At 56.9% G+C, this 19407-nt stretch carries 18 protein-coding genes; 12 read left to right on the top strand and 6 right to left on the bottom strand.

Annotated features, from left to right (window positions below; translation table 11 throughout):
- Positions 1-2 precede the first annotated feature (2 nt).
- The 9 genes from CKW31_RS20140 (at position 3) to CKW31_RS20100 (ending at position 6080) form a co-directional block, all read left to right on the top strand.
- A complete protein-coding gene (locus CKW31_RS20140; protein WP_095099033.1) occupies positions 3-1598 on the top strand; it encodes a J domain-containing protein in 1596 nt (531 codons plus the stop codon).
- 121 nt (positions 1599-1719) lie between these two features.
- Positions 1720-2169, top strand: coding sequence for a hypothetical protein (locus CKW31_RS20135; protein WP_095099030.1), 450 nt, complete (start codon positions 1720-1722; stop codon positions 2167-2169).
- Positions 2170-2230: 61 nt separating this feature from the next.
- The gene (locus tag CKW31_RS20130; protein ID WP_095099027.1) at positions 2231-2812 is read left to right on the top strand and encodes a hypothetical protein; all 582 of its coding nucleotides are present in this window, start codon (positions 2231-2233) and stop codon (positions 2810-2812) included.
- Positions 2813-2881: 69 nt separating this feature from the next.
- A complete protein-coding gene (locus CKW31_RS20125) occupies positions 2882-3199 on the top strand; it encodes a hypothetical protein (protein ID WP_095099024.1) in 318 nt (105 codons plus the stop codon).
- A 77-nt stretch (positions 3200-3276) separates the two neighbouring features.
- Complete coding sequence (locus CKW31_RS20120; protein ID WP_141230169.1) at positions 3277-3813, top strand: hypothetical protein; 537 nt, start codon at positions 3277-3279, stop codon at positions 3811-3813.
- A 63-nt stretch (positions 3814-3876) separates the two neighbouring features.
- Positions 3877-4206, top strand: a complete 330-nt coding sequence (locus tag CKW31_RS20115) for a hypothetical protein (protein ID WP_095099017.1) — start codon at positions 3877-3879, stop codon at positions 4204-4206.
- Positions 4207-4246: 40 nt separating this feature from the next.
- Positions 4247-4765, top strand: coding sequence for a DUF4303 domain-containing protein (locus tag CKW31_RS20110; RefSeq protein ID WP_095099014.1), 519 nt, complete (start codon positions 4247-4249; stop codon positions 4763-4765).
- Between the two features lie 46 nt (positions 4766-4811).
- Positions 4812-5402, top strand: a complete 591-nt coding sequence (locus CKW31_RS20105; RefSeq protein WP_095099009.1) for an SMI1/KNR4 family protein — start codon at positions 4812-4814, stop codon at positions 5400-5402.
- Between the two features lie 90 nt (positions 5403-5492).
- Positions 5493-6080, top strand: a complete 588-nt coding sequence (locus CKW31_RS20100; RefSeq protein WP_095099006.1) for an SMI1/KNR4 family protein — start codon at positions 5493-5495, stop codon at positions 6078-6080.
- 7 nt (positions 6081-6087) lie between these two features.
- Here the strand turns inward: CKW31_RS20100 and CKW31_RS20095 are convergent, their stop codons facing one another.
- From CKW31_RS20095 to CKW31_RS20080, 4 genes are all read right to left on the bottom strand, one after another.
- Entirely contained in the window at positions 6088-6711 is a 624-nt protein-coding gene (locus tag CKW31_RS20095; RefSeq protein ID WP_095099003.1) for a hypothetical protein, read from the bottom strand.
- A 131-nt stretch (positions 6712-6842) separates the two neighbouring features.
- Positions 6843-9986 (bottom strand): CusA/CzcA family heavy metal efflux RND transporter, encoded by a 3144-nt coding sequence (locus tag CKW31_RS20090; protein WP_095099000.1) that lies wholly within the window; start codon positions 9984-9986, stop codon positions 6843-6845.
- Positions 9987-10010: 24 nt separating this feature from the next.
- The gene (locus tag CKW31_RS20085; protein WP_095098997.1) at positions 10011-11345 is read right to left on the bottom strand and encodes an efflux RND transporter periplasmic adaptor subunit; all 1335 of its coding nucleotides are present in this window, start codon (positions 11343-11345) and stop codon (positions 10011-10013) included.
- Positions 11346-11411: 66 nt separating this feature from the next.
- Complete coding sequence (locus tag CKW31_RS20080) at positions 11412-12638, bottom strand: TolC family protein (protein ID WP_256582676.1); 1227 nt, start codon at positions 12636-12638, stop codon at positions 11412-11414.
- Positions 12639-13181: 543 nt separating this feature from the next.
- Here CKW31_RS20080 and CKW31_RS20075 point away from each other — a divergent pair.
- Positions 13182-13856 carry a heavy metal response regulator transcription factor gene (locus tag CKW31_RS20075; RefSeq protein WP_095098990.1) on the top strand — a complete coding sequence of 225 codons (675 nt, stop codon included), beginning with the start codon at positions 13182-13184 and terminating at the stop codon, positions 13854-13856.
- The gene (locus CKW31_RS20070; RefSeq protein ID WP_095098986.1) at positions 13853-15244 is read left to right on the top strand and encodes a heavy metal sensor histidine kinase; all 1392 of its coding nucleotides are present in this window, start codon (positions 13853-13855) and stop codon (positions 15242-15244) included. Before CKW31_RS20075 ends, CKW31_RS20070 begins: the two co-directional genes overlap by 4 nt.
- A gap of 27 nt (positions 15245-15271) precedes the next feature.
- Here the strand turns inward: CKW31_RS20070 and CKW31_RS20065 are convergent, their stop codons facing one another.
- Positions 15272-16093 carry an NADPH-dependent oxidoreductase gene (locus CKW31_RS20065; protein WP_095098983.1) on the bottom strand — a complete coding sequence of 274 codons (822 nt, stop codon included), beginning with the start codon at positions 16091-16093 and terminating at the stop codon, positions 15272-15274.
- A 465-nt stretch (positions 16094-16558) separates the two neighbouring features.
- On the opposite strand from CKW31_RS20065, the gene CKW31_RS20060 reads away from it, so the two are divergent.
- The gene (locus CKW31_RS20060; protein ID WP_095098980.1) at positions 16559-16846 is read left to right on the top strand and encodes a hypothetical protein; all 288 of its coding nucleotides are present in this window, start codon (positions 16559-16561) and stop codon (positions 16844-16846) included.
- Between the two features lie 395 nt (positions 16847-17241).
- Here CKW31_RS20060 and CKW31_RS20055 read toward each other — a convergent pair whose 3' ends face one another.
- Positions 17242-19068 carry a hypothetical protein gene (locus CKW31_RS20055; protein WP_095098977.1) on the bottom strand — a complete coding sequence of 609 codons (1827 nt, stop codon included), beginning with the start codon at positions 19066-19068 and terminating at the stop codon, positions 17242-17244.
- Positions 19069-19407 lie beyond the last annotated feature (339 nt).

Genomic DNA, 19407 nt, shown 5'->3' with positions numbered 1-19407 from the left:
CCATGGTGTCGACTTTCGATTGCTGGGAAATACTGGGCCTGCCTGCCGGATCCGATGAGCGCAGCATCAAGCGCCAGTACGCCAGACAGCTAAAGACCACGCGCCCGGACGAAGATCCGGTGGCCTTCCAGCGGCTGCGTGAAGCGTATGAGCAAGCCTTGCAGATCATGCGTGATGGCGGCCTGGACGAGAGCGAGCAAGCTGCTGCTGATTTCATCGCTGAACCCTTTGTTGTCAGAAGCCACCCCCACGAGCCTTTCAACCCGACACTCTCACCCTACGAGCAAGCCGTTGAGCTGTTGTCCGGGTTTGATGACACAGACGTTGAGCAGTGTTGGGATAAAGCCTCGGCCAAAGGCTGTGGGCCTGAGTTCGAGCGTCTTGTGTTCCAGCACTGTGCAGACGACCCTGAAGCGCACACTGCGCTATTGAAGTGGGGTCTGGAAAAACGTCAATGGCTGACGCCGTGGCAGCAGGTCATAGGTGGTGAGTTTCAGCAACAACGGCTTGCCTTTGCCCTCACCGCAGCGCTTTATCACCGACTTGATCAGCACATGGCTGCAGGCGAAGACGCGTATTTTTTCGACTGCCTGGAGCAGCACAGTCGTCAAGGCTGGCTCAGTGATTTCGAACGCCGTCAGGCACTGCAGGTGCATGTCCTGAATCTGTTTCTGAATACTGAAATCTGGACACCTGCATTGTTCCGGCGCGTCTGTGAGTTGTTCGGCTGGGACAATGAAGCGGCAGTGGTGCCCATTGCGGATGGGCAATGGCAATACCTGCGTCGGCGCTGCGAGCAACAAGCCTGGCTCAACGAACTGCGCGCCCTCATGCAACTGCGCGAACAACAACCCAGTGCGCGGGCCAATGCCGCCACTCTGTTCCTGCTCTGCACCGACCCTGCACAGCAAGCGCAACTGGCTGCTGATTTTGTCGAGGAAGACTGGCACGCCTGCGAACAACTGTCTGAGATCTTTGCCAGTCAGTACCCTGACCTGCTGGGAATATTCCCTAACCACAACCCCAGGTTCTGGAAGGCACTTGTGGCACACAAGGCGCCGCCCTACGGGCTGAAACGCAGCGCCTGCGTCATCACCCTCGCCCTGATACTGAACAGCATGGATCAACCCGACTTCATGTTCACGGTCACGATAATCCTGCTGCCACTCTATATTGCGGGCGGTGTGTTGGCGGCTTACGTCGGTAAATGGTTGCTGAGCCACTGGGCGTCGCTGACGCAATACCTTTATGACGTGGACCTGCAGGTCAGCCTGTGGTGTGTGCGACACAAGCTGATCAAGGATCGTGGTTACCTGGTGATTCGTAACAGTGGTGGTTATTTAGCACTCGGATTTCTAATCTGGAAGTTGCTCGGGATACTCGGCCTCGCAACTTACGTGTTGACCGGAGCCATCGGCCTGCTGCGCTTTGCCGGTGCCGCGCCTGCAGACCGTCAGTACCGCTGGCGAAGGCCGTTGCAGGCGATCTATCGGATTGCCGGACTCAGCCGGTTGCAATGGCTGTTTGGCGTATCGATGCTGTGTGTCATTGGCTATGTACAACTGCACATGCCCGGCACCCTGCTGACTAAAGGTTGATGGCTGAAAACTGGATAAACCTTACCGCTGGCTGCGTTCAGGGTCACCGAGAGAACTCGTTGCAGACATAAGCATCCAGTGATTGAAGAGCCCCCGACCTGCGCTATGACTGGAGCAACACATGAAATACGACGATGCCTCCTGGCACTACCTGGGCACCTTCCCCAAGCATCTGCCAAAAGCTGCTGGCGCCACTCATATCGGTATGTTTCTCGCATGGATGCTGATGAATGACCTGGCCAGCGAAGAACTGGAAGATGACGCCGAGAGCGAGCTTGCCCAACTCAAGGCTCGCACCCTCACCGGGGCACAGTTTCTAATGACCGTACTGGACGAAAAACTGACCGACCAGGAGTTCTCTGAAACCGGCAATGCATTTGCCGTTGCCTACTACGAAGGTTTGAACAACGACAGCCGTTACGTCGACGACTACCTGCTGACCTTTGGCGTCAGCATTAAAACCCTCTACAGCGTTGAGGACAGTTGGGCCCATTACGACCAACTGTCTGCCGCGATGGATGCACGTTTTACGGCCTGGAATGCGGCCGGGCGGCCCGAACATATTACTTGAACGAGCCTGGCGACGAGCATGACGTTTATTCGACATCACCCTACTGTCAGTGGGAAATAGCATGGATGAGTCGTTGCAGGCATTTGAACGTTTCGTGGTGCAATTCAATGCGTGGCCTGATTCCCTCGGGCATCTCACCTTTAACGCCGCCCCGGCGAGTCTTCCGGCCATCGCCGAGATCCCGCAAGCGGGCCTCATGCGCAGGTATTTCGAGCACATAGACCTCTCGGCTGAACCCATGATAGGCGCAGATTTCGGTCTGGAACTTTATGGTCCACTGAGGCTGGAAAAAGCACAGCAAGGGTGGCATGTCACAGACAATGAAGACCCGGCGTGGGGCTGGAAGGAAGGCTTCACCGTTTTCGCGGATCGCAACGGCGATGTGCTGGTTTATGACCGCCACGATGCCTGTTCTGCCATTTACGGATCGATTCAGAAAAGATCGTTCAAGGTCGCTTCAGATATCGTTTCATTGCTCAACGCCTTACAAGCCGGGATCACGGTGCAATTGCAGGAATTCAACGATGACACCCTCGACGACGACCTGAGTCCCAAACCTGCCTTTCTGGATAGAGTCAGAGACGTAGTGAGTCATGTTGAGGGCGCCGACGTGGATGGCTTTATGAAGTTCTTTTTTGAATGAACACGTGGGGCTGATCTTATATTCAGTGGCCGCCCCAGTCTTTTAATCCAACTCAATGAGTGGACGCCAATGAGCCTGCTCTACACCGACAAAAATCCGCCTGCGAGTGCTGAAGACATCGCTATGGCCATGCAACAGTGCGGTATAAAACCGGACGCATGGATAGCCGGGTTCTGGGCGCAGCGCGACGGCGCGATGATCGAAGACCTTGTGCAGATTTATTCCACGGACATGATCGCTGAACGCCAACAGACCTACGAAATAGCGGAGTATTTTCCTGATCACCTGCTGATTGGTGACGACTCCGGCGGTCGCTTTTGTATTACTGGAGCGCTCTGCAGAGCACCGGTTTTACCTGCAGGACTCGGGAGATCCTTTCATCGATGACGCAGCGGTTTTTTCATCCCTTGAGGCATTGATCAAAGCTGTCGTTGAAGAGGATTGAGCGTAACAAAATGGAAGACATGCAACCCTTACACGACCTAACCCACAAGCTTGGCTATCAGGCGCTGTCCGCGCAACAGCAAAGACTGGTGATCGCCAGCTATACGCTCAGAAGTCTGCGTCTGGTCGAGATGTTTGATCGTCGTTATAACCAATGTCTGGCAGATCTTTTCTGCCGGGGCCTATCGGCGTACGTCGCCGGGCGAGCCAGCGAGTGCAGCGACCTGCACGCAGAGATCGAGGCCCACATACCTGACACCGATGACTTCGGTGAGCAGGAAGCGAGCTATGCACAAAACGCGTTTATCGCCCTGTTTTATCTAATGGAAGCGGCAGTCACCGACGACGCGGCTCTATTGCAGCGCAGTATCAACATGACCCTGCAAAACGTTGACTTGCTGTATTACGAACGCGACCCTGACTACCTACAAATGGAACTGACGGCCGCAGAGCAGCATGTTTTCGATAACTTGCTGGAGCAGGCCGCAGCAACTCCTTCGACAGCGCCAGCCAACCTTGAATTAATCGCAGCACTGGCTTCACCCCATAGGCTGTGATTGTTTTTCAGCCTGACGGAGTGGTTTGATACAACGGATTGAACAGCCTGACGTGAGGGCCTCATGAAAACTTACAGCATTCGCGAAGTACTGCAGAATATCGCAGACATGCCTGACAGCTGGTTCTACTTGCCAGCGACTCAATGGACGCTGGATACCCGCGGCGCGTTCTCACTGGACAGCCGGGATTACGCCCCGGATTCCACCGATTATCTTCCCCCGCAGGTCGCCAGTGAAGGTTGGGTAGCGACACTGGAAAAGGCCATGATCGAGGACGTCATCTTCAACGCCGACCAGCAATTGCCTCATGCATCGCTGGAGAACTACTTCCAGGCCTTTGAATACTTTTACCAAAACGATGCGTTCATGGAATTTCAGCCAGACCCGCGCTGATGAGCAATGATCCCTAGCCATAACCCGCCACGAGAAAACCATGTCGACTTTGAACATTGAGCAGTTTCAACGAGATGTCCTGAAAGCGTCCAAGAACGCCATCGAACAGTTTCGAGCGGACTTCCCGAACGCAAAGGTCTGCGGATTCGCGCTTTATTCCGACGGCGATGCGGGAACACTTGTACCCGCCTTTAACACTCAAGACCATTTGGAGCGTGTCATAGCTGAAAACTCCGATGATTGGCAATACTTCAAGTGGTATCCCGCCGAATGGAGCCACGAAGCCTACGCCGACGATTACTTCCAGGATTTATGCAAAATGCTCTGGGACCTGGCCGACGCGACCACCGAGGACAATTTCGTGGCGCATCGCAAACATATATTCGAGCAATGTGTCATCGCCCTGAAAAAGCTGACAACGACCTTCGACGATGCCATTTACGTGTTTGCGGTTTCGGACTTTGAGTGCCCGGAAGACGAGATTGCCTGGGTTACCGCTCTCAACACTCCAGACCAGGCCGACGAATTCAGGACATGGATGGAGTCACCCTCCAGCTGAAACCGCGAATACCGGGATATCCAATAGTTATACAAGGACTTGAATCATGAGCATCGTCGATACCTACCTCGCCGGTTTGCACAAAGCCTTACCGGCCGAACAACTCAATGAACTGAAACATGCACACGGCGCTTCAGCGGCTGACCTGCAGCGGCTCACCGATCGTTATCCGTTGTGCCCGGCAAGCCTGTTGCAACTGCTTGGCCAGATCGACGGCACGCACTACCGGGATTATCCGGACGGCAGAGTCATGGTCCTGATACTGGGCTCCGATGTATTCGAGTACCCCTACTACCTCAGTTCGGTCGATCAGATCCTTGAAGAAATCGAGACTTACACCCGAAGCATTGAGCAAATTTATGCAGGCTATCTTGACGAACCCGACCTCGTCGGCCCCGGGATCGACATAACGCTGGGCATGCATGAACGGCTGTGTTTCTCGCACTGCATGAACAATGGCGGCAGTTCCAGACTGTATATCGACTTCAATCCAGCCCCCGGCGGCAATGTGGGTCAGGTCGTGCGCTACCTTCACGACCCTGACAGCTACAAGGTGATTGCGCCGAGCTTCGATCACTACCTGCAACAGTTGATTGATGACAACTACGCCTTCGTTTTCGAGGCTGAAGACTACTGATGTCTTTGTGAATCCAGGGTTTTCCTGCCCCCCCCCTGAACGACAAATGTGGCAACCTGAATTCAGTTTTTCTTTTCAAGGCACTCCATCATGAGCCTCGTCGACACTTATCTCGCCGGTCTGCGCCAGGCCTTACCTGCCGAAGATCTCGATCAACTGAAACATGCACACGGCGCTTCTGCGGCAGACCTGCAGCGGCTCACCGAGCGCTATCCATTGTGCCCGGCAAGCCTGTTGCAACTGCTTGGCCATTTCGACGGCACGCATTGGGAATATCCGGACGCCGAGTTCGTAGTGCTGATACTGGGCTCCGACCTGGCCCGTTTTCCTTACTACCTGAATTCGGTAGAAGACATACTTGCCGAGGCTAACGGCCCTTGTACCGAAAGCATCGCAGAAATTTATGAAGGCTGGCCGGATGAGGAAGGCGAGCTGGCCGGAGCAGGCATTGACCGCACGGTGGGCATGAACGCGCGGCTTTGCTTTTCCAACTGTCTCAACAATGGGGGCACTTCGAGACTGTATATCGACTTCAATCCGGCCCCGGGCGGGACAGTGGGTCAGGTCATGCGCTTTCTGCATGACCCGGATAACTATGAAGTGATTGCGCCGAGCTTCGATCACTATCTGCAACTACTGATTGGTTATGACTACCAGTTCATTCGCCGGGAGGCCTGACGCCAGCTTACTGCCAAGGAAATGAGCGGTGGGTCACTCGCTGCAACGGAATCGAGAGCGCGGAAAAACGCGCTTCGATCTGCAGGCACTGATCGCCGGTCATGCGCTCTCCCAGGCACAAGGGCAACGCCCGACATCCCGCTAGCGCACTGGCAATGTTGATTTCAAGAACGGCGCTAACCTCTCGCGCCGCGACACTCAACTGCTCAGGCGCGCATTCAGCCAGAAAAAGATCGTACTCGGCGTACAAGTCCCGCGCCAAACCGGGTTCTGCTGCCTTTGGGTCATCACCGCCGGGCACCTCCAGGAAGGCATCCTGCTCAGAGTAATGCTCAAGGGCGATGGCGTAGTCCTCCAGGCTGGAGTGCGGCTGCTGTCGCTTCTGTACAGACAACACGTCTGCAAACGTGGCCGCTTCCAGGCACGACGACAGGTCATGCTGGGCTCCAAATTCCGAAACGCGACGCTCATCCTCGTCCTCATCATCGCGCGAAACCAGGTAAAAGCGGCTGTCCAGCAATGCTGTGTCGCCCTGAGCGTAGACCCAGACGTATCGGTTCCATACATCCCGATCATCAGAGCATGCAGCGATAGCCTCTACTGTCTCGCGAAACGAATTAAGCTTTAACATTCTGCAACGTCTCCTGGCACTCAATGAGCGGTGACTATACCAAGGCTTCGTCTTTGCTACAGAGGTAGCCAGACGCTATAAAAAAGCCCGCAACAGTCACCTGCCGCGGGCCTCCACTTCCAACGCCAGGACTATGTCGGTTCTTCTTCCCGACGATGCGCCCATTGGTACAGCGCAGGCAGTACCAGCAGGGTCAGCGCGGTGGACGACAATATCCCACCGATCACCACGGTTGCCAGCGGACGCTGAACTTCTGCTCCGGTGCCGGTCGCCAGTGCCATCGGAATAAAGCCCAGCGACGCCACCAACGCGGTCATCAACACCGGGCGCAAGCGGGTCAGAGCCCCTTCGTTGATCGCATCGCCCAGCGAACGCCCTTCCTCGCGCAGATTCCGAATGAACGAGATCATCACCAGGCCGTTCAGCACTGCCACACCCGACAACGCGATGAAACCAACTCCCGCCGAGATGGACAGTGGAATGTCCCTCAACCAGAGCGCCATGACGCCGCCGGTCAACGCAAACGGAATACCAGTGAAAACCAGCAAACCGTCCTTCAGGTTGTTGAACATCATGAACAACAGCGCCAGCACCATCAGCAGCGCCACCGGAACCACGATCTGCAAACGCTTGGCAGCGGACTGCAACTGCTCAAACTGGCCGCCCCAATTGGTCCAGTATCCCGCCGGAATTTGCACGTCGCGTTCGATGGTCTCGCCCGCCTCTTGAACAAACGAACCGAGGTCGCGACCGCGCACGTTGGCACTGACAATGACCAGACGCTTGCCGTTTTCCCGGCTGATCTGATTCGGCCCCAGCACCAGATCCAGACTCGCCACCTGGGACAGCGAAATGAAGCTGATCTGCTGATTAACGCTGCTTGCCGTAGCAGGCACGGGGATCAGCAGGCTCGACAGTCCGGCCACATCCGTTCGCAGCGTTTCCGACAATCGCACCACCATGTCAAAGCGACGATCACCCTCATAAAGAGTACCCGCCTGGCGCCCGCCTACCGCGATGGCAATGGCATCCTGAACGTCGCCTACATTGAGGCCATAACGTGCGGCCTTGTCACGATCAATATTGATCGTCAGCACAGGCAGCCCCGTAGTCTGCTCGACCTTGACTTCGGACGAGCCCGGCACCTTCTGCAAGGTCGCAGCGATTTTCGCGGCAGTCTGGTTCAGCACTGCCATGTCATCGCCGAACACCTTCACCGCAACGTCGCTGCGCACACCCGAAACCAGCTCGTTAAAGCGCAACTGAATCGGCTGCGACAACTCGTAGTTACTGCCTGGTACCGTCGCAGCGGCCTGCTGCAAGTCAGCAATCAATGCCTCGCGAGACTTGCCAGGATCTGGCCATTCACTTTGCGGCTTGAGCATCACGTAACTGTCGGAGATGTTCGGCGGCATGGGGTCCGCAGCGATTTCTGCCGTACCTGTCCGGGCGAACACCCGCTCGACTTCCGGCATTTTCTCGACAATGGCTTTTTCAAGACGCTGCTGCATGTCCACCGACTGGGTCAGACTGGTGCCGGGCACCCGCAGCGCCTGCAACGCGAAGTCGCCCTCACTCAAGCTTGGGATGAACTCACTGCCCATGCGACTCGCAGTAAATCCGGACAACACAATCAGCACCACAGCGACAGAGAATGCTATCGACCGGTGGCTCAGTACCCATTTCAAAACCGGTGCGTAGCGCAGGCGCGCAGTGCGCATCACCACGCCCTCTTCCTCCTTGACCTTGCCGGTGACGAACATGGCAATGGCCGCCGGTACGAACGTCACCGACAGGATCATGGCGCCCAACAGCGCAATCACCACCGTGAAAGCCATCGGATGGAACATTTTGCCTTCAACACCCGTCAAGGCGAAGATCGGCAAGTAAACAACCATGATGATCAACTGGCCGAAAATCAGCGGACGACGCGCTTCCCTGGCCGCTGCAAACACCTCATGAAAGCGCTCGGATCGGGTCAACATCCGCCCGTATTTCTGCTGTGCGTGAGCCAGTCGGCGGATAGCGTTTTCGACGATCACGACTGCGCCGTCGACGATAATGCCGAAGTCCAGCGCGCCGAGACTCATCAGATTGGCACTGACTTTGTTGGTGAACATTCCGGTGAAGGTGAACAGCATGGCCAACGGAATCACCATCGCGGTGATCAACGCGGCACGGATGTTACCGAGGAACAGGAACAGAATCGCGATGACCAGAATGGCCCCTTCGATCAGGTTCTTCTTCACGGTCGCGATGGCTTTTTCAACCAGATTGGTCCGGTCATACACCGTGATCGCCTCAACACCTTCGGGCAATGAGCGATTGATATCAGCCAGCTTGGCGGCGACGGCCTGGGAAACCGTGCGGCTGTTTTCACCGATCAGCATGAACACCGTACCGAGCACCACTTCACGGCCATTTTCGGTGGCAGCGCCAGAGCGCAGCTCCTGACCGATGTCCACGTCGGCCACGCTGCTGACCCGGATCGGCGTGCCCTGGACGTTAGCGATGACGATGTTGGCAATGTCCTGCACCGTGCCCAGTTGACCCGGCGCGCGAATCAGCAATTGTTCGCCACCGCGCTCGATGTAGCCCGCGCCGATATTGGCGTTGTTGCGTTCGAGGGCGGCCACCAGGTCGTTCAAGGTCAGCTTGTACGCGGCCAGTTTTTTCGGATCAGGCGCGATCTGATACTGCTTGGCAAAACCACCGATGGTGTTGATCTCGGCGACGCCTGGCACGTTGCGCAATTGCGGCTTGATGATCCAGTCCTGAATCACCCGAAGATCGGTCGGGGTGTAAGGCGTGCCGTCTTCCTTCAGCGCGCCCTCCTTCGCCTCTACCGTCCACAGGAAAATTTCGCCAAGCCCGGTGGAGATCGGTCCCATGACCGCATCGACGCCCTCAGGCAACTGATCCTTGGCAATTTGCAGACGCTCGCCCACCAACTGGCGGGCAAAGAACAGATCCGTGCCGTCTTCGAAAATCACCGTGACCTGCGACAGGCCCGAGCGCGACAGGGAACGAGTCTGTTGCAGCCCTGGCAGGCCTGCCATGCTGGTTTCAATCGAAAAGGTCACGCGCTGTTCAGTCTCCAGCGGCGAAAAACCGGGCGCTGAGGTGTTGATCTGCACCTGCACGTTAGTGATGTCAGGCACAGCATCAATGGGCAGTTTCTGGTAGCTGGCAATGCCGAGCCCTGCCATGAGCAACACAGCAAGCATCACGACGATGCGCTGCTCGATTGCGAATTGGATCAACCGTTCAAACATGACGTTGTACTCGTGCGAGGCAGATCAATGGGAGTGCTCAGCGGAGCCTTTACCCAGCTCGGACTTGAGAATGAAACTGCCAGCGGCGGCCACTTGAGTGCCCGCCGTCAGGCCTTGAACGATTTCCACATAACCGCCATCGCGCCTGCCGACTTTCACCGGGCGCAGCTCAAAACCTTCCGTATTGCGCACGAACACCGAAGTCTGGTCTTCAACGGACTGAATGGCAGATTCAGGCAGGCTGACCGCCGCATTGGCTTTTTCCGCGGTCACATCAACAGAAACAAACAGCCCCGGACGCCACGCGCCCTCGGGGTTGGCCAGCACCACACGCACCGCAGCCGCGCGGGTTTGCTCGCCCAACAGATGGCCGACGTAGCTGATGCGGCCCTCGACCTGGGCATTCAGGTCTGGTGCGCTGACGGTGACCGCGCGACCTACCACGACTTTGTTCAAGTCCTTGGGTGCCACGCCAAAGGTCGCCCAGACCCGCGACAAGTCGGAGAGCGTGAATGCCGAGGTGGTGTCATTGACCACCTCGCCTATGGCCAGGTGCTTTTCGACGACCACCGAATCAAAGGGAGCGATCAGCTCGTAACGATTGCCTGCGGAGGATTTCAGACTGGCACCGATAGCACTCAGCTTTTGCCGACCGTTGGCGTAGCTGATGTCTGCTTCCTGATACGCCTGACGCGCCAACAGATAATCCTGCTCGGCGGAAATCTTGTCTTCCCAGAGTTTTTTCTCGCGTTGCATCGTCAACCGGGCGAGCTCAAGACGGCGCTGTGCCGCATTCAACTCGCTGCGCTGATCGGAGATTTGCTGACTGGCGATCACGGCCAGCACCTGGCCTTTTTTCACCGATTGGCCGAGGTCGACCTTGACCTCTTCCACCACCCCGCCGACCCGCGGTACAACGTGGGTGGTGCGATCTTCATCAAAGCGAATTTCGCCGGGGAACGTGACAGAAGTGCTCATAGACCGAGGTGCAGCGACGGCCAGCTCTATGCCGGCTGACTTGCTCTGTTCAGCGTTGAGTTCCAGCTTGCCTTCTTCTTCGTGGGAGTCTTCGGCCCCTTCAGCACCGTGACCCTTTTTGCCATGCTCTTCATCACCATGGCTTTCTTCGCCGTGCGCTTCGTCAGCGTGGCCTTTCTCATCCACCTTGCCATCGCTGTGGCTGTCATTTTCCGCGTGCCCCTTCTCGTCTGCATGCCCTTCCTCTTCGGAGTGTTCATGCTTCGCGTCCCTGGCCGCTTCCGCCGCAACGGGAAGCCCCTGATTGCCCAGCGTCAGGCTGCCCAGACCAATGATTGCAACCACCGCCAGGGCAATGGTCATACTTCGTTTGTTATCCATGGATGCTCCCGGCGATCACGTACGGATGTACACAGCGATGCGCCCGATAAGTGCGAAAAGTGAGGGTTAAGGATTGGCAGTGAATGGACTGATATCGCCGTAGATGCGCTCGACAGTCACTCTGGCGTCCGTGGCAATGGCCAGCGATTCGAGGTATTGGCTGCGCGCCGCAATCAGCGTGCGCTGTGCGTCAAGAACTTCGAGAAAGCCGAATTTGCCCATCTCGAAGCCACGGGTCGCAGCATCCACCGCGCTTTTCGCCGAGGGCAAAATCACCTGATTGAAGGACTCGACTTCTTTACTGGCGGTGGCCCACTGATCCAGCGCGGCCTGGGTCTGGGTGCGCAATCTGAGTTCTACCGCGTTGCGTAAATCACGCGCCTGGTCTGCACGGCGTGACGCGGCCAGGACATTGCCCTGATTACGGTTGAACAGCGGCAGCGGTGCCGATAAGCCGATCACATTGACTCGTTCACGGTCTTCGCGGCTGTACTGGCTGCCAATGCTGACAGTGAGGTCGGGGATGCGCTGCGCCCGCTCCGAGCCCAACGCCGCATCACGCTGCTCGATCTGGGCATGGGCCAGACGCAGCTCCGCAGATTGATTGATAGCCGTAAGCATCCTCGCCGCCGACGGCGACTTGCCCGGCGACAGGTCGGCGTACTCCAGGCGATCAAACGAAGAAACGGACGAGCCTGTCGTGCGCGCCAGATCCCGGTAGCTATTGGCTTTGAGGGTTTCGGCGCGGCGCACCAGCAGGTCGGTTTCGGCCAGTTGTACCTGCGCACGGGTCACCTCGACCGGCGAAGACTTGCCCGCACGCACACGCCCGTCGGCTACTTCCAGGCCGCGTTGGGCCAGGGTGTGGGATTGCCGCGCCAGTTCCAGACCGGTTTGCGCACGCACTGCGGTGTAGAAAGCCTGGACGACTTCGGCACGCAGCTCGTTGCCACGTCGCTCCAGTTCGATCTGTGCAGCATCCTGGGATCGGCTGGCCGCTTCAACGCGGGCACCGCGCTTGCCGCCCAGTTCCAGCGCCTGACTGAGCATGACCGTGGTGGTGCTGGTGTTGCGGCGAGTATCCTCGACCTCCCAGGACAACTCCGGGTTGGGCATCAGACCGGCCTGCTGTTTGTCGCCCTCGGCGATGCCAATTTCCCAACGTGCGGCGGCGAGCTCCGGGTTTTCCGCAAAGGCTGCCTCGATGGCCTGAGGCAGGCTCAAGCTTTGAGCAGTCGCAATACCGGGCGCGGCGAATGACAGTAACAGGGCGTAAAGCAAACCGGTTTTCACGGTGGGCTTCCTATCTGTTACCAGGGAAAAAACTTTATGCCTGAGCGGGTTTGCACTGCTCCCGTCGCGCCTTTGCATATGACTAACCACCCCATCAAATAACCAGAACAGACTCCGGCTGCGTTCAGCGGAGTTGGATGCGGGGACTTTATGCAAAGGGAGTTAGCAGAAGGATTACTGAAAAATTACAATCCTGTCATTTAAGGAAAGTTGCAGTCGCTCGCTATTACACTGCGCGACGCAATGAAATGACCGCCCCCGAAGACATAAACAGCAATAACTTAAAACTTGCTTTTTAAAACGCTGACAGGGCTAACACTTTAAAGCTTATTCCATTGAGAGCAGGCAAAAAAATCTCTGTATTCAGCCACCTGCGGGGTTGACCCTGAAGTGGCTACAGACTCCAGAATCCGCCCACATTCGACAGATCGCGCAAAACTGCGGACTGCCAGGACACTATTGCAGTGGTGCAGTTTGAAAGCAGGCTGTTTTAAACAACAAAGCCCGCGACATTTATCCACCCTATTAATACAGGACACTGATATGCGAATCCTTGTTGTAGAGGACGAGCCAAAAACTGCCGAGTACATGCATCAGGGTTTAACCGAGAGTGGCTATGTTGTGGACCTGGCCGTCACCGGACTTGATGGGCTTTATCTGGCTCAGCATCAAACCTACGATCTGGTCATTCTGGATGTGAATCTGCCCGAAATGGACGGTTGGGAAGTGTTGGCCCGGCTGAGAAAAAACAGCAATACCCGAGTCATGATGGTCACAGCCCGTGGTCGTCTCGAAGAGAAGGTTCGGGGCCTGGAGATGGGGGCTGATGATTATCTGGTGAAGCCGTTCGAGTTTCCCGAGCTGCTGGCCAGAGTTCGCACCCTGATGCGTCGCAGCGAACAGGCCGGTTTGCCCGAAGTGCTGCGGGTCGGCGACCTTGAGCTGGACCAGGGACGACACCGGGCATTTCGTGGCACTCAGCGCATTGACCTGACGACCAAAGAGTTCGCCCTTCTCCACCTGTTGATGCGTCACAGCGGTGAAGTCATGTCTCGCACGCAGATCATCTCGCTGGTGTGGGACATGAACTTTGACTGCGACACCAACGTTGTCGAAGTCTCGATCCGCCGTCTGCGGGCGAAAATCGACGAGCCTTTCGAACAGAAGCTGATCCACACCCTGCGCGGCGTCGGCTATGTTCTGGAAGTGCGTGAATGAAACCCACGCGTCTTTCCACACGGCTGGGCCTTGCCGTAACCGCCATGAGTGCCGTGCTGGTATTGGTAATGGCAGCGTTCGCCTACGCGTCCATTTCCCATCAGCTGGATTTCCGAGCGAGGAACGGCCTGCAGGAAAAGCTGGAGCAAATCGAGCACAGTCTGTCAGAGAGCTTCAATTCCGTTGCTGACGTGGTGCTTGCGCCGCATCACCTGCGTGACCAGATTGTCGGGCACGATGACTTGACCCTGACCATCCTCGACTCGAGCGTCCCGAGAAAACGCCTGCTGAGCCTGGGCCAGGATGAGCAGATGGTGCCTCCTGTGCCATTGGGCGAGGACAGCCGGGGGGATTTCCAGCGAGTGGAATCCTCGGCCGGTCACGAGATATTGATTGCCAGCAAACACGTGCGCCTCAAAGGCGGCCAGAAGGTTCTGGTGCTGCTCGCGCTCGACAGAGAAAGCGATGCGTTGTTACTCGGCGCCTATGTGAAATCCACACTCATTGCCTTGCCGCTTATCCTGCTGCTCGTTGGCGGTTGCGCGTGGTGGATCGTGCATCGCGGGTTAAGACCCTTGCGCGCATTTCGCAAAGTCGCGCACAAGGTATCGGCCCGGGATTTGTCCCATCGGATGCAAGCTGCCGGACTCCCTGACGAACTCCGTGACCTGGCCCACGCGGTCAACGTGATGCTCAACCGACTGGCCGAGGATATTCAGCAACTGGCGCAATTTTCGGACGACCTGGCCCACGAACTGCGCTCGCCCATGAACAACCTCATGGGCAAGGCGCAAGTCACCTTGTCCCGGGAACGACCACCCGAGGAATACAAACAGGCGCTGGAGTCATGCACCGAAGAACTTGAGCGTCTGTCATTGATGGTCTCCCAGATGCTGTTCCTGGCCAGCGTGACCCAACCCTCGGCGCTATTGACGTTTACTGCAGTGGATCTTGAGGTAGAAGCCAATAAGGTCGCCGAGCTTTTTGATCAGTCAGCGGAAGAAAAAAACATGACGCTGGTGGTTCAAGGCAGTGCCCAGACCTTCGGAGAACGACTGATGATCCAGCGAGCGATCTCCAATTTGATCTCCAACGCCATCCGTCACGGCAATCCCGGCAGCACAGTGACCATCACCCTCGCCAGCCATGCCAATGAAGTCTCTCTGGCCGTTAGCAACCAGGGCGAAGGCATCGAAGCCGAGCACCTGCCGCGCCTGTTCGACCGCTTTTACCGGGTACACGCCAGCCGCTCCCGACAACAGGGCGGCACCGGTCTGGGGCTGGCAATCGTTCGTTCCATCATGACTGTTCATCAAGGGCGGGTGACGGTGGAGAGTGAGCTGGAACGGGTCACGACTTTCAGGCTGGTTTTTCCGCGAGCGAAGTGAGTGATTCACCGAACTGAGCCCGGCCTGCTAGCGCAGGCCGAAACCCATTTGCTGTAGCGCCCTGACCAACTCTTCACGCCCATGCAGGCTGGAAATACTGCGCAAGCGATTCACAACTTGCTCCGACCAGCCCGCAGCCTTCATCCCCTCCTGCTGATAAAAGGCGCCGAGGCGCTGATCATATTGTTCTATAGAGGACAGTTCCGACTCCGCGCTGTAGCGCTCGTGGTGCAAGACCGCCGCCTGGGGCAAGCGCGGTTTTACCTGTGCCGGACGTTCAGCGTCGGGATAACCCACACACATCCCGAATACCGGGTATACCTGAGGCGGCAGCTCTAATTCCTTCGCGACACTTTTGATGTCATTACGTATCGCGCCGATGTAGACGCTACCGAGCCCCATCGACTCCAGAGCCACCACAGCATTCTGGGCGGCCAGCGACGCGTCGATAGTGCCCAACAACAGACTCTCGATATAAGGCAAGGCTTCGAGCTCGACGCCCGCGCGCGCTGCTACTCGGGATACTCTGGAGAGGTCGGCGAGCCAGACCAGAAACAGCGGGGCCTGGCGAATGTAGCCCTGATTACCGGCAAGCTCCGCGAGGCGCGCTTTGCGAGATGGATCCTGAACAGCGATCACGCTCCAGACTTGCAGATTTGATGAAGTTGCCGCCGATTGCGCGGCAGCGATCAGCGCCTCAAGCGTTCCTTCTGGCAGTCGCTTGTCGTTGAAAGCGCGGACGCTGCGATGGTTTACCAGTTGATCGAGAATCGGGTTCCAGTTCTCGGGAATCGTTGAGTCTGTATCGCCGTAGCGTAGGGCCAGACCGTGCTGGGTTGCTTGTGTCATGAAATCTCCCAATAGGCTGTGACCGGGCAGAGCCTTTGATGAACTCGTATTTTTAGTCCGAAGACAAATTAGCATGCGACGAAAATTGCGGTTAGACGATATCAGCGGATGGCGATGGCGAGTGGTTGCTACAGCGTGAGCCTAGTTAGGAAATTACATTCCACTTGACGACCCATTTGCATCCGACCTTACCAAGCGTTTGTATCGAGCCTGACCAGCACACGGCGTCTCCATGACCGGCAGCAGTCGGCCCGATAGCGGTCTTTGCAGGCAAGATTAGGCGGCTAAGATGATCAGGTCTGGTGCCACCGTTTGCTTCTCAGTTCAGTGCGCCATGCCGTTTAGCACTGTCTTGAGGATCTCTGATGCCGCCGACGTGAGCGAACGTGATCAATGAGTTATGATTCTGCCGCTCAGCGGTGGATTTGCTTATGACTTTTCCTGACCTAGGCTTTAGGTACCTCCATGGAACTGCACCTAACATTGGTGTTGGAAATAGAAAAATTCGAGAGCTGGGAACAGCCTTGGCGTTTTTATGAGGTCTTGTCAGCATCCACCTCTCTCGATGCTGATGCACGTGAGATGTTGCACATCGTATGGATTGCAGCAATCGAGTACCCAAGCTGGCGGATGAGCAACGAACTTGAAGCTAGTTGCTTACTCGCAGACGCTCGCCTCAAGTCAGATTTCCCTTGGCTTTCCGAGCAGGCGCGGCGGCAGCTCGTGAACGCTGTCGCTTATCTATGGCGTTAGCGCTGGACTTGGCATCTTTGTTGACTGAGCAAGCAGATCGTAGGCGCAATCAGTAACCACTCTTAACCATTAACTGCCTTCGGTTAAGGCAGCTTAAGACCCAAAGCAGACATTTCGCTTGAGGGGTACGGGAGAGCTAATCCCGGGCGGTCTGCTTCAGCGCTCACATTCATTGGTTTGTCTTTAAGCATCGCATATGCCCAAGCAGGGCAATGGCCGGCTCAATGCTGTCGTCTGAAGGTACCAGCAGGGCTTGAGGATTTTCGGGATTGATCACTCTCAGTTCGATAAATCATGGCAACCGCTGCTGCCACGGACGGCCTGATAGATGATCCGGCTAGCGTTACGTCGCCCGCGAACCATTTGCCCATGGGTATTTCGTAAGCGCTCATGAATCATCTCCCCCCAACCGAAAACCGACGTCCTGAATACGTTCCCTGAAAAAAATCTATCCCCTTGCCCGTATAGCGCATTACGTTTTGGTTCAAACCCTGATATTCACCAGAGCCTTTGCTATAGGCAAAACCCGCGCCGATGACCACGACCCGAGCGTCGCCAGCCCCTTCCACCGTCGAAGGATAATATCCAGATACGAGCACCAGCCCCAACTGGCTGCCGGGTTGCAGGAGCAAGCGCCAACGCACAGGCTCGTAAGAAGACAGAACCAGCACAGTCGGTTGGCGACTCGGCTTGACCTCGACCTGCACCGTCCCCGGCGCGTGCGTCCCGCCCCCATGCACGCCTTCGGCCGCCTCGTACACACCGACCCCTTCGACTTGAGCTGTGGCTGCTAGTGCCTTGAGCGGGGCGAACTCGACCCGTTGCACGATGCTCTGGATCTGCTGGGCCTGGGCCACTTGCGCCGTTTGACGTTCCGCCAGTTGCGCACGCCACAAGGCCAGGGGCTGTGGCAAGCCGGTAGCCAGATCGTGATGAAATGTGATGCGGTTACCCTCGACCAGCGCCATGACATCGAACGCTGGCACATAATCCAAACGTGAAGCTTTGTAACGCGGGTCGCTCAGCGGAGCGATTGTCTGGCTGGCCACCTCGTAGATATAGCGCCGGGCATCAGTGGCGCGTAGCCCCGGCGCAGTACCTTCGAGCAGGATCTGCCCCACTTGCGGCGTAGTGGTGACCCGCGTCAAACGCAAAGGTGCGGTGTCAATCCGAGTCAACGCTAATTGCGATACGTCCAGTAATACTAACCCTTCGTCGATACCGTAGTAACGCGTGCCGTCGCGACTGGGATTATTGCTTTCCAACCCCGCGAACCTGCCGTAGCCGTCAACATCGAGCTGAGCGACGACCCTCACCTGGACTGGCCCCGATTGGCGCAGGACCTGGATCTCCACGTTATGCTGCCCGCCGAGCAGCAGGTAATGGTCAGGTTTACCGGGCATTGGCAACGCCCGGTTCCAGCTGCGCGGCATGCCAAGATCAACGATCTGGCCACTGTCGAAATCGATAAGCTGTGCACCGCCACTGCTGATCTGGCCGAAAACCGCTGTATGGTCATCCAGCCAGAAAAACGCATGGCCCATGGCGTCTGGGATACGTACCACTTCAGTGCCACTCGCGGCGTCTACGATCGACAGCAACCGCCCTGCGTCGCGCGCGTAAAGGCGGCCATTGGCGGATAACTCGCTGAGGGTGCCTTGGGTGGTCTGCCAAGGATCACGGTGTAGCACCTCGCCGCTGTGCAGGTCGACCACTGCGAGATCATTGCCGCTACCCAGCAATGCGATGGCGGCTTGGCGCGCATACTTGATCTCGCGAATACCGCTTTTTACCTGCACCAACCCGACAGGCTCACCCACGGCTTCACGCAATGGCGGCTTCGCCAGTAGCTGACCCGCTTCGATAATGCCGAGCCACTGCGTGATGCTCTGCTCTTGGTCATCCAGACACTGACTGTGGCCCACCGACGCGTTGATCGCTTCACGGCTCTGGTACCACTTAGCCTGGAAACCCTGCGTGCAACTCAGCGCGCGAATTTTCAGGCGCGAGTTCAGTTCCAGACCAAAACCGGTTTTGGCCTTGGGTGTGGCGCTGTCGATAATCCGCTGGATCTGTAGCTGGCGGGTGGGCCCCAGCGGCAACGCGGCGACCAGCTTGTCCTCGGAAGTCAGCGGCAAATAACGCTCAAGCCAACTTTCCACGGGTCGGTACCCAGCCACTATCGCGACGGCTGCCAACAGCGGCAGGATAAAACGGTTCATGCTCATTCCTTTGATAGGGGCGTCGTTGGTTGTATCGGCTATACGAGGGAGTGACTTAAATTGTATTTACGCAGTAGTGCCGGCCATTGCGCTTTCCATGGCATTAGACTGCGCTCAAGATCGATCTCTGCCACTAAAGAAGACGTTGTCTGCTTGTCAAATCCAACCAAATGATTGGTCAAATCCATGCGTTTACGCACAAGCCCTCAGAACGAGACTATGCCCACGCCCCCCTCCCTGCAAACACGCGCACACGGGTTACCACAACGGGTGCCCCCACTCTCCCAAAGCACGCAGGCAACCAGTGGCAAGGAAATCAAGAAGAGAACTTGCAAGCCC

The organism is Pseudomonas sp. Irchel 3A5 (assembly GCF_900187575.1).
Classification (GTDB): Bacteria; Pseudomonadota; Gammaproteobacteria; order Pseudomonadales; family Pseudomonadaceae; genus Aquipseudomonas; species Aquipseudomonas folii.
The sequence above is the reverse complement of the archived record's forward strand: the minus strand, read 5'-3'. Positions and strand labels throughout refer to the sequence as shown.

What these genes read in the sequence shown, in the direction of transcription:
- CKW31_RS20115 (WP_095099017.1), top strand. Translation starts at nt 3,877, where the DNA reads ATGAAAACTTACAGCATTCGCGAAGTACTGCAGAATATCGCAGACATG.
- CKW31_RS20075 (WP_095098990.1), top strand. Translation starts at nt 13,182, where the DNA reads ATGCGAATCCTTGTTGTAGAGGACGAGCCAAAAACTGCCGAGTACATG.
- CKW31_RS20140 (WP_095099033.1), top strand. Translation starts at nt 3, where the DNA reads ATGGTGTCGACTTTCGATTGCTGGGAAATACTGGGCCTGCCTGCCGGA.
- CKW31_RS20070 (WP_095098986.1), top strand. Translation starts at nt 13,853, where the DNA reads ATGAAACCCACGCGTCTTTCCACACGGCTGGGCCTTGCCGTAACCGCC.
- CKW31_RS20055 (WP_095098977.1), bottom strand. Translation starts at nt 19,068, where the DNA reads ATGAACCGTTTTATCCTGCCGCTGTTGGCAGCCGTCGCGATAGTGGCT.
- CKW31_RS20130 (WP_095099027.1), top strand. Translation starts at nt 2,231, where the DNA reads ATGGATGAGTCGTTGCAGGCATTTGAACGTTTCGTGGTGCAATTCAAT.
- CKW31_RS20105 (WP_095099009.1), top strand. Translation starts at nt 4,812, where the DNA reads ATGAGCATCGTCGATACCTACCTCGCCGGTTTGCACAAAGCCTTACCG.
- CKW31_RS20085 (WP_095098997.1), bottom strand. Translation starts at nt 11,345, where the DNA reads ATGGATAACAAACGAAGTATGACCATTGCCCTGGCGGTGGTTGCAATC.
- CKW31_RS20110 (WP_095099014.1), top strand. Translation starts at nt 4,247, where the DNA reads ATGTCGACTTTGAACATTGAGCAGTTTCAACGAGATGTCCTGAAAGCG.
- CKW31_RS20065 (WP_095098983.1), bottom strand. Translation starts at nt 16,093, where the DNA reads ATGACACAAGCAACCCAGCACGGTCTGGCCCTACGCTACGGCGATACA.
- CKW31_RS20120 (WP_141230169.1), top strand. Translation starts at nt 3,277, where the DNA reads ATGCAACCCTTACACGACCTAACCCACAAGCTTGGCTATCAGGCGCTG.
- CKW31_RS20135 (WP_095099030.1), top strand. Translation starts at nt 1,720, where the DNA reads ATGAAATACGACGATGCCTCCTGGCACTACCTGGGCACCTTCCCCAAG.
- CKW31_RS20095 (WP_095099003.1), bottom strand. Translation starts at nt 6,711, where the DNA reads ATGTTAAAGCTTAATTCGTTTCGCGAGACAGTAGAGGCTATCGCTGCA.
- CKW31_RS20125 (WP_095099024.1), top strand. Translation starts at nt 2,882, where the DNA reads ATGAGCCTGCTCTACACCGACAAAAATCCGCCTGCGAGTGCTGAAGAC.
- CKW31_RS20060 (WP_095098980.1), top strand. Translation starts at nt 16,559, where the DNA reads ATGGAACTGCACCTAACATTGGTGTTGGAAATAGAAAAATTCGAGAGC.
- CKW31_RS20100 (WP_095099006.1), top strand. Translation starts at nt 5,493, where the DNA reads ATGAGCCTCGTCGACACTTATCTCGCCGGTCTGCGCCAGGCCTTACCT.
- CKW31_RS20090 (WP_095099000.1), bottom strand. Translation starts at nt 9,986, where the DNA reads ATGTTTGAACGGTTGATCCAATTCGCAATCGAGCAGCGCATCGTCGTG.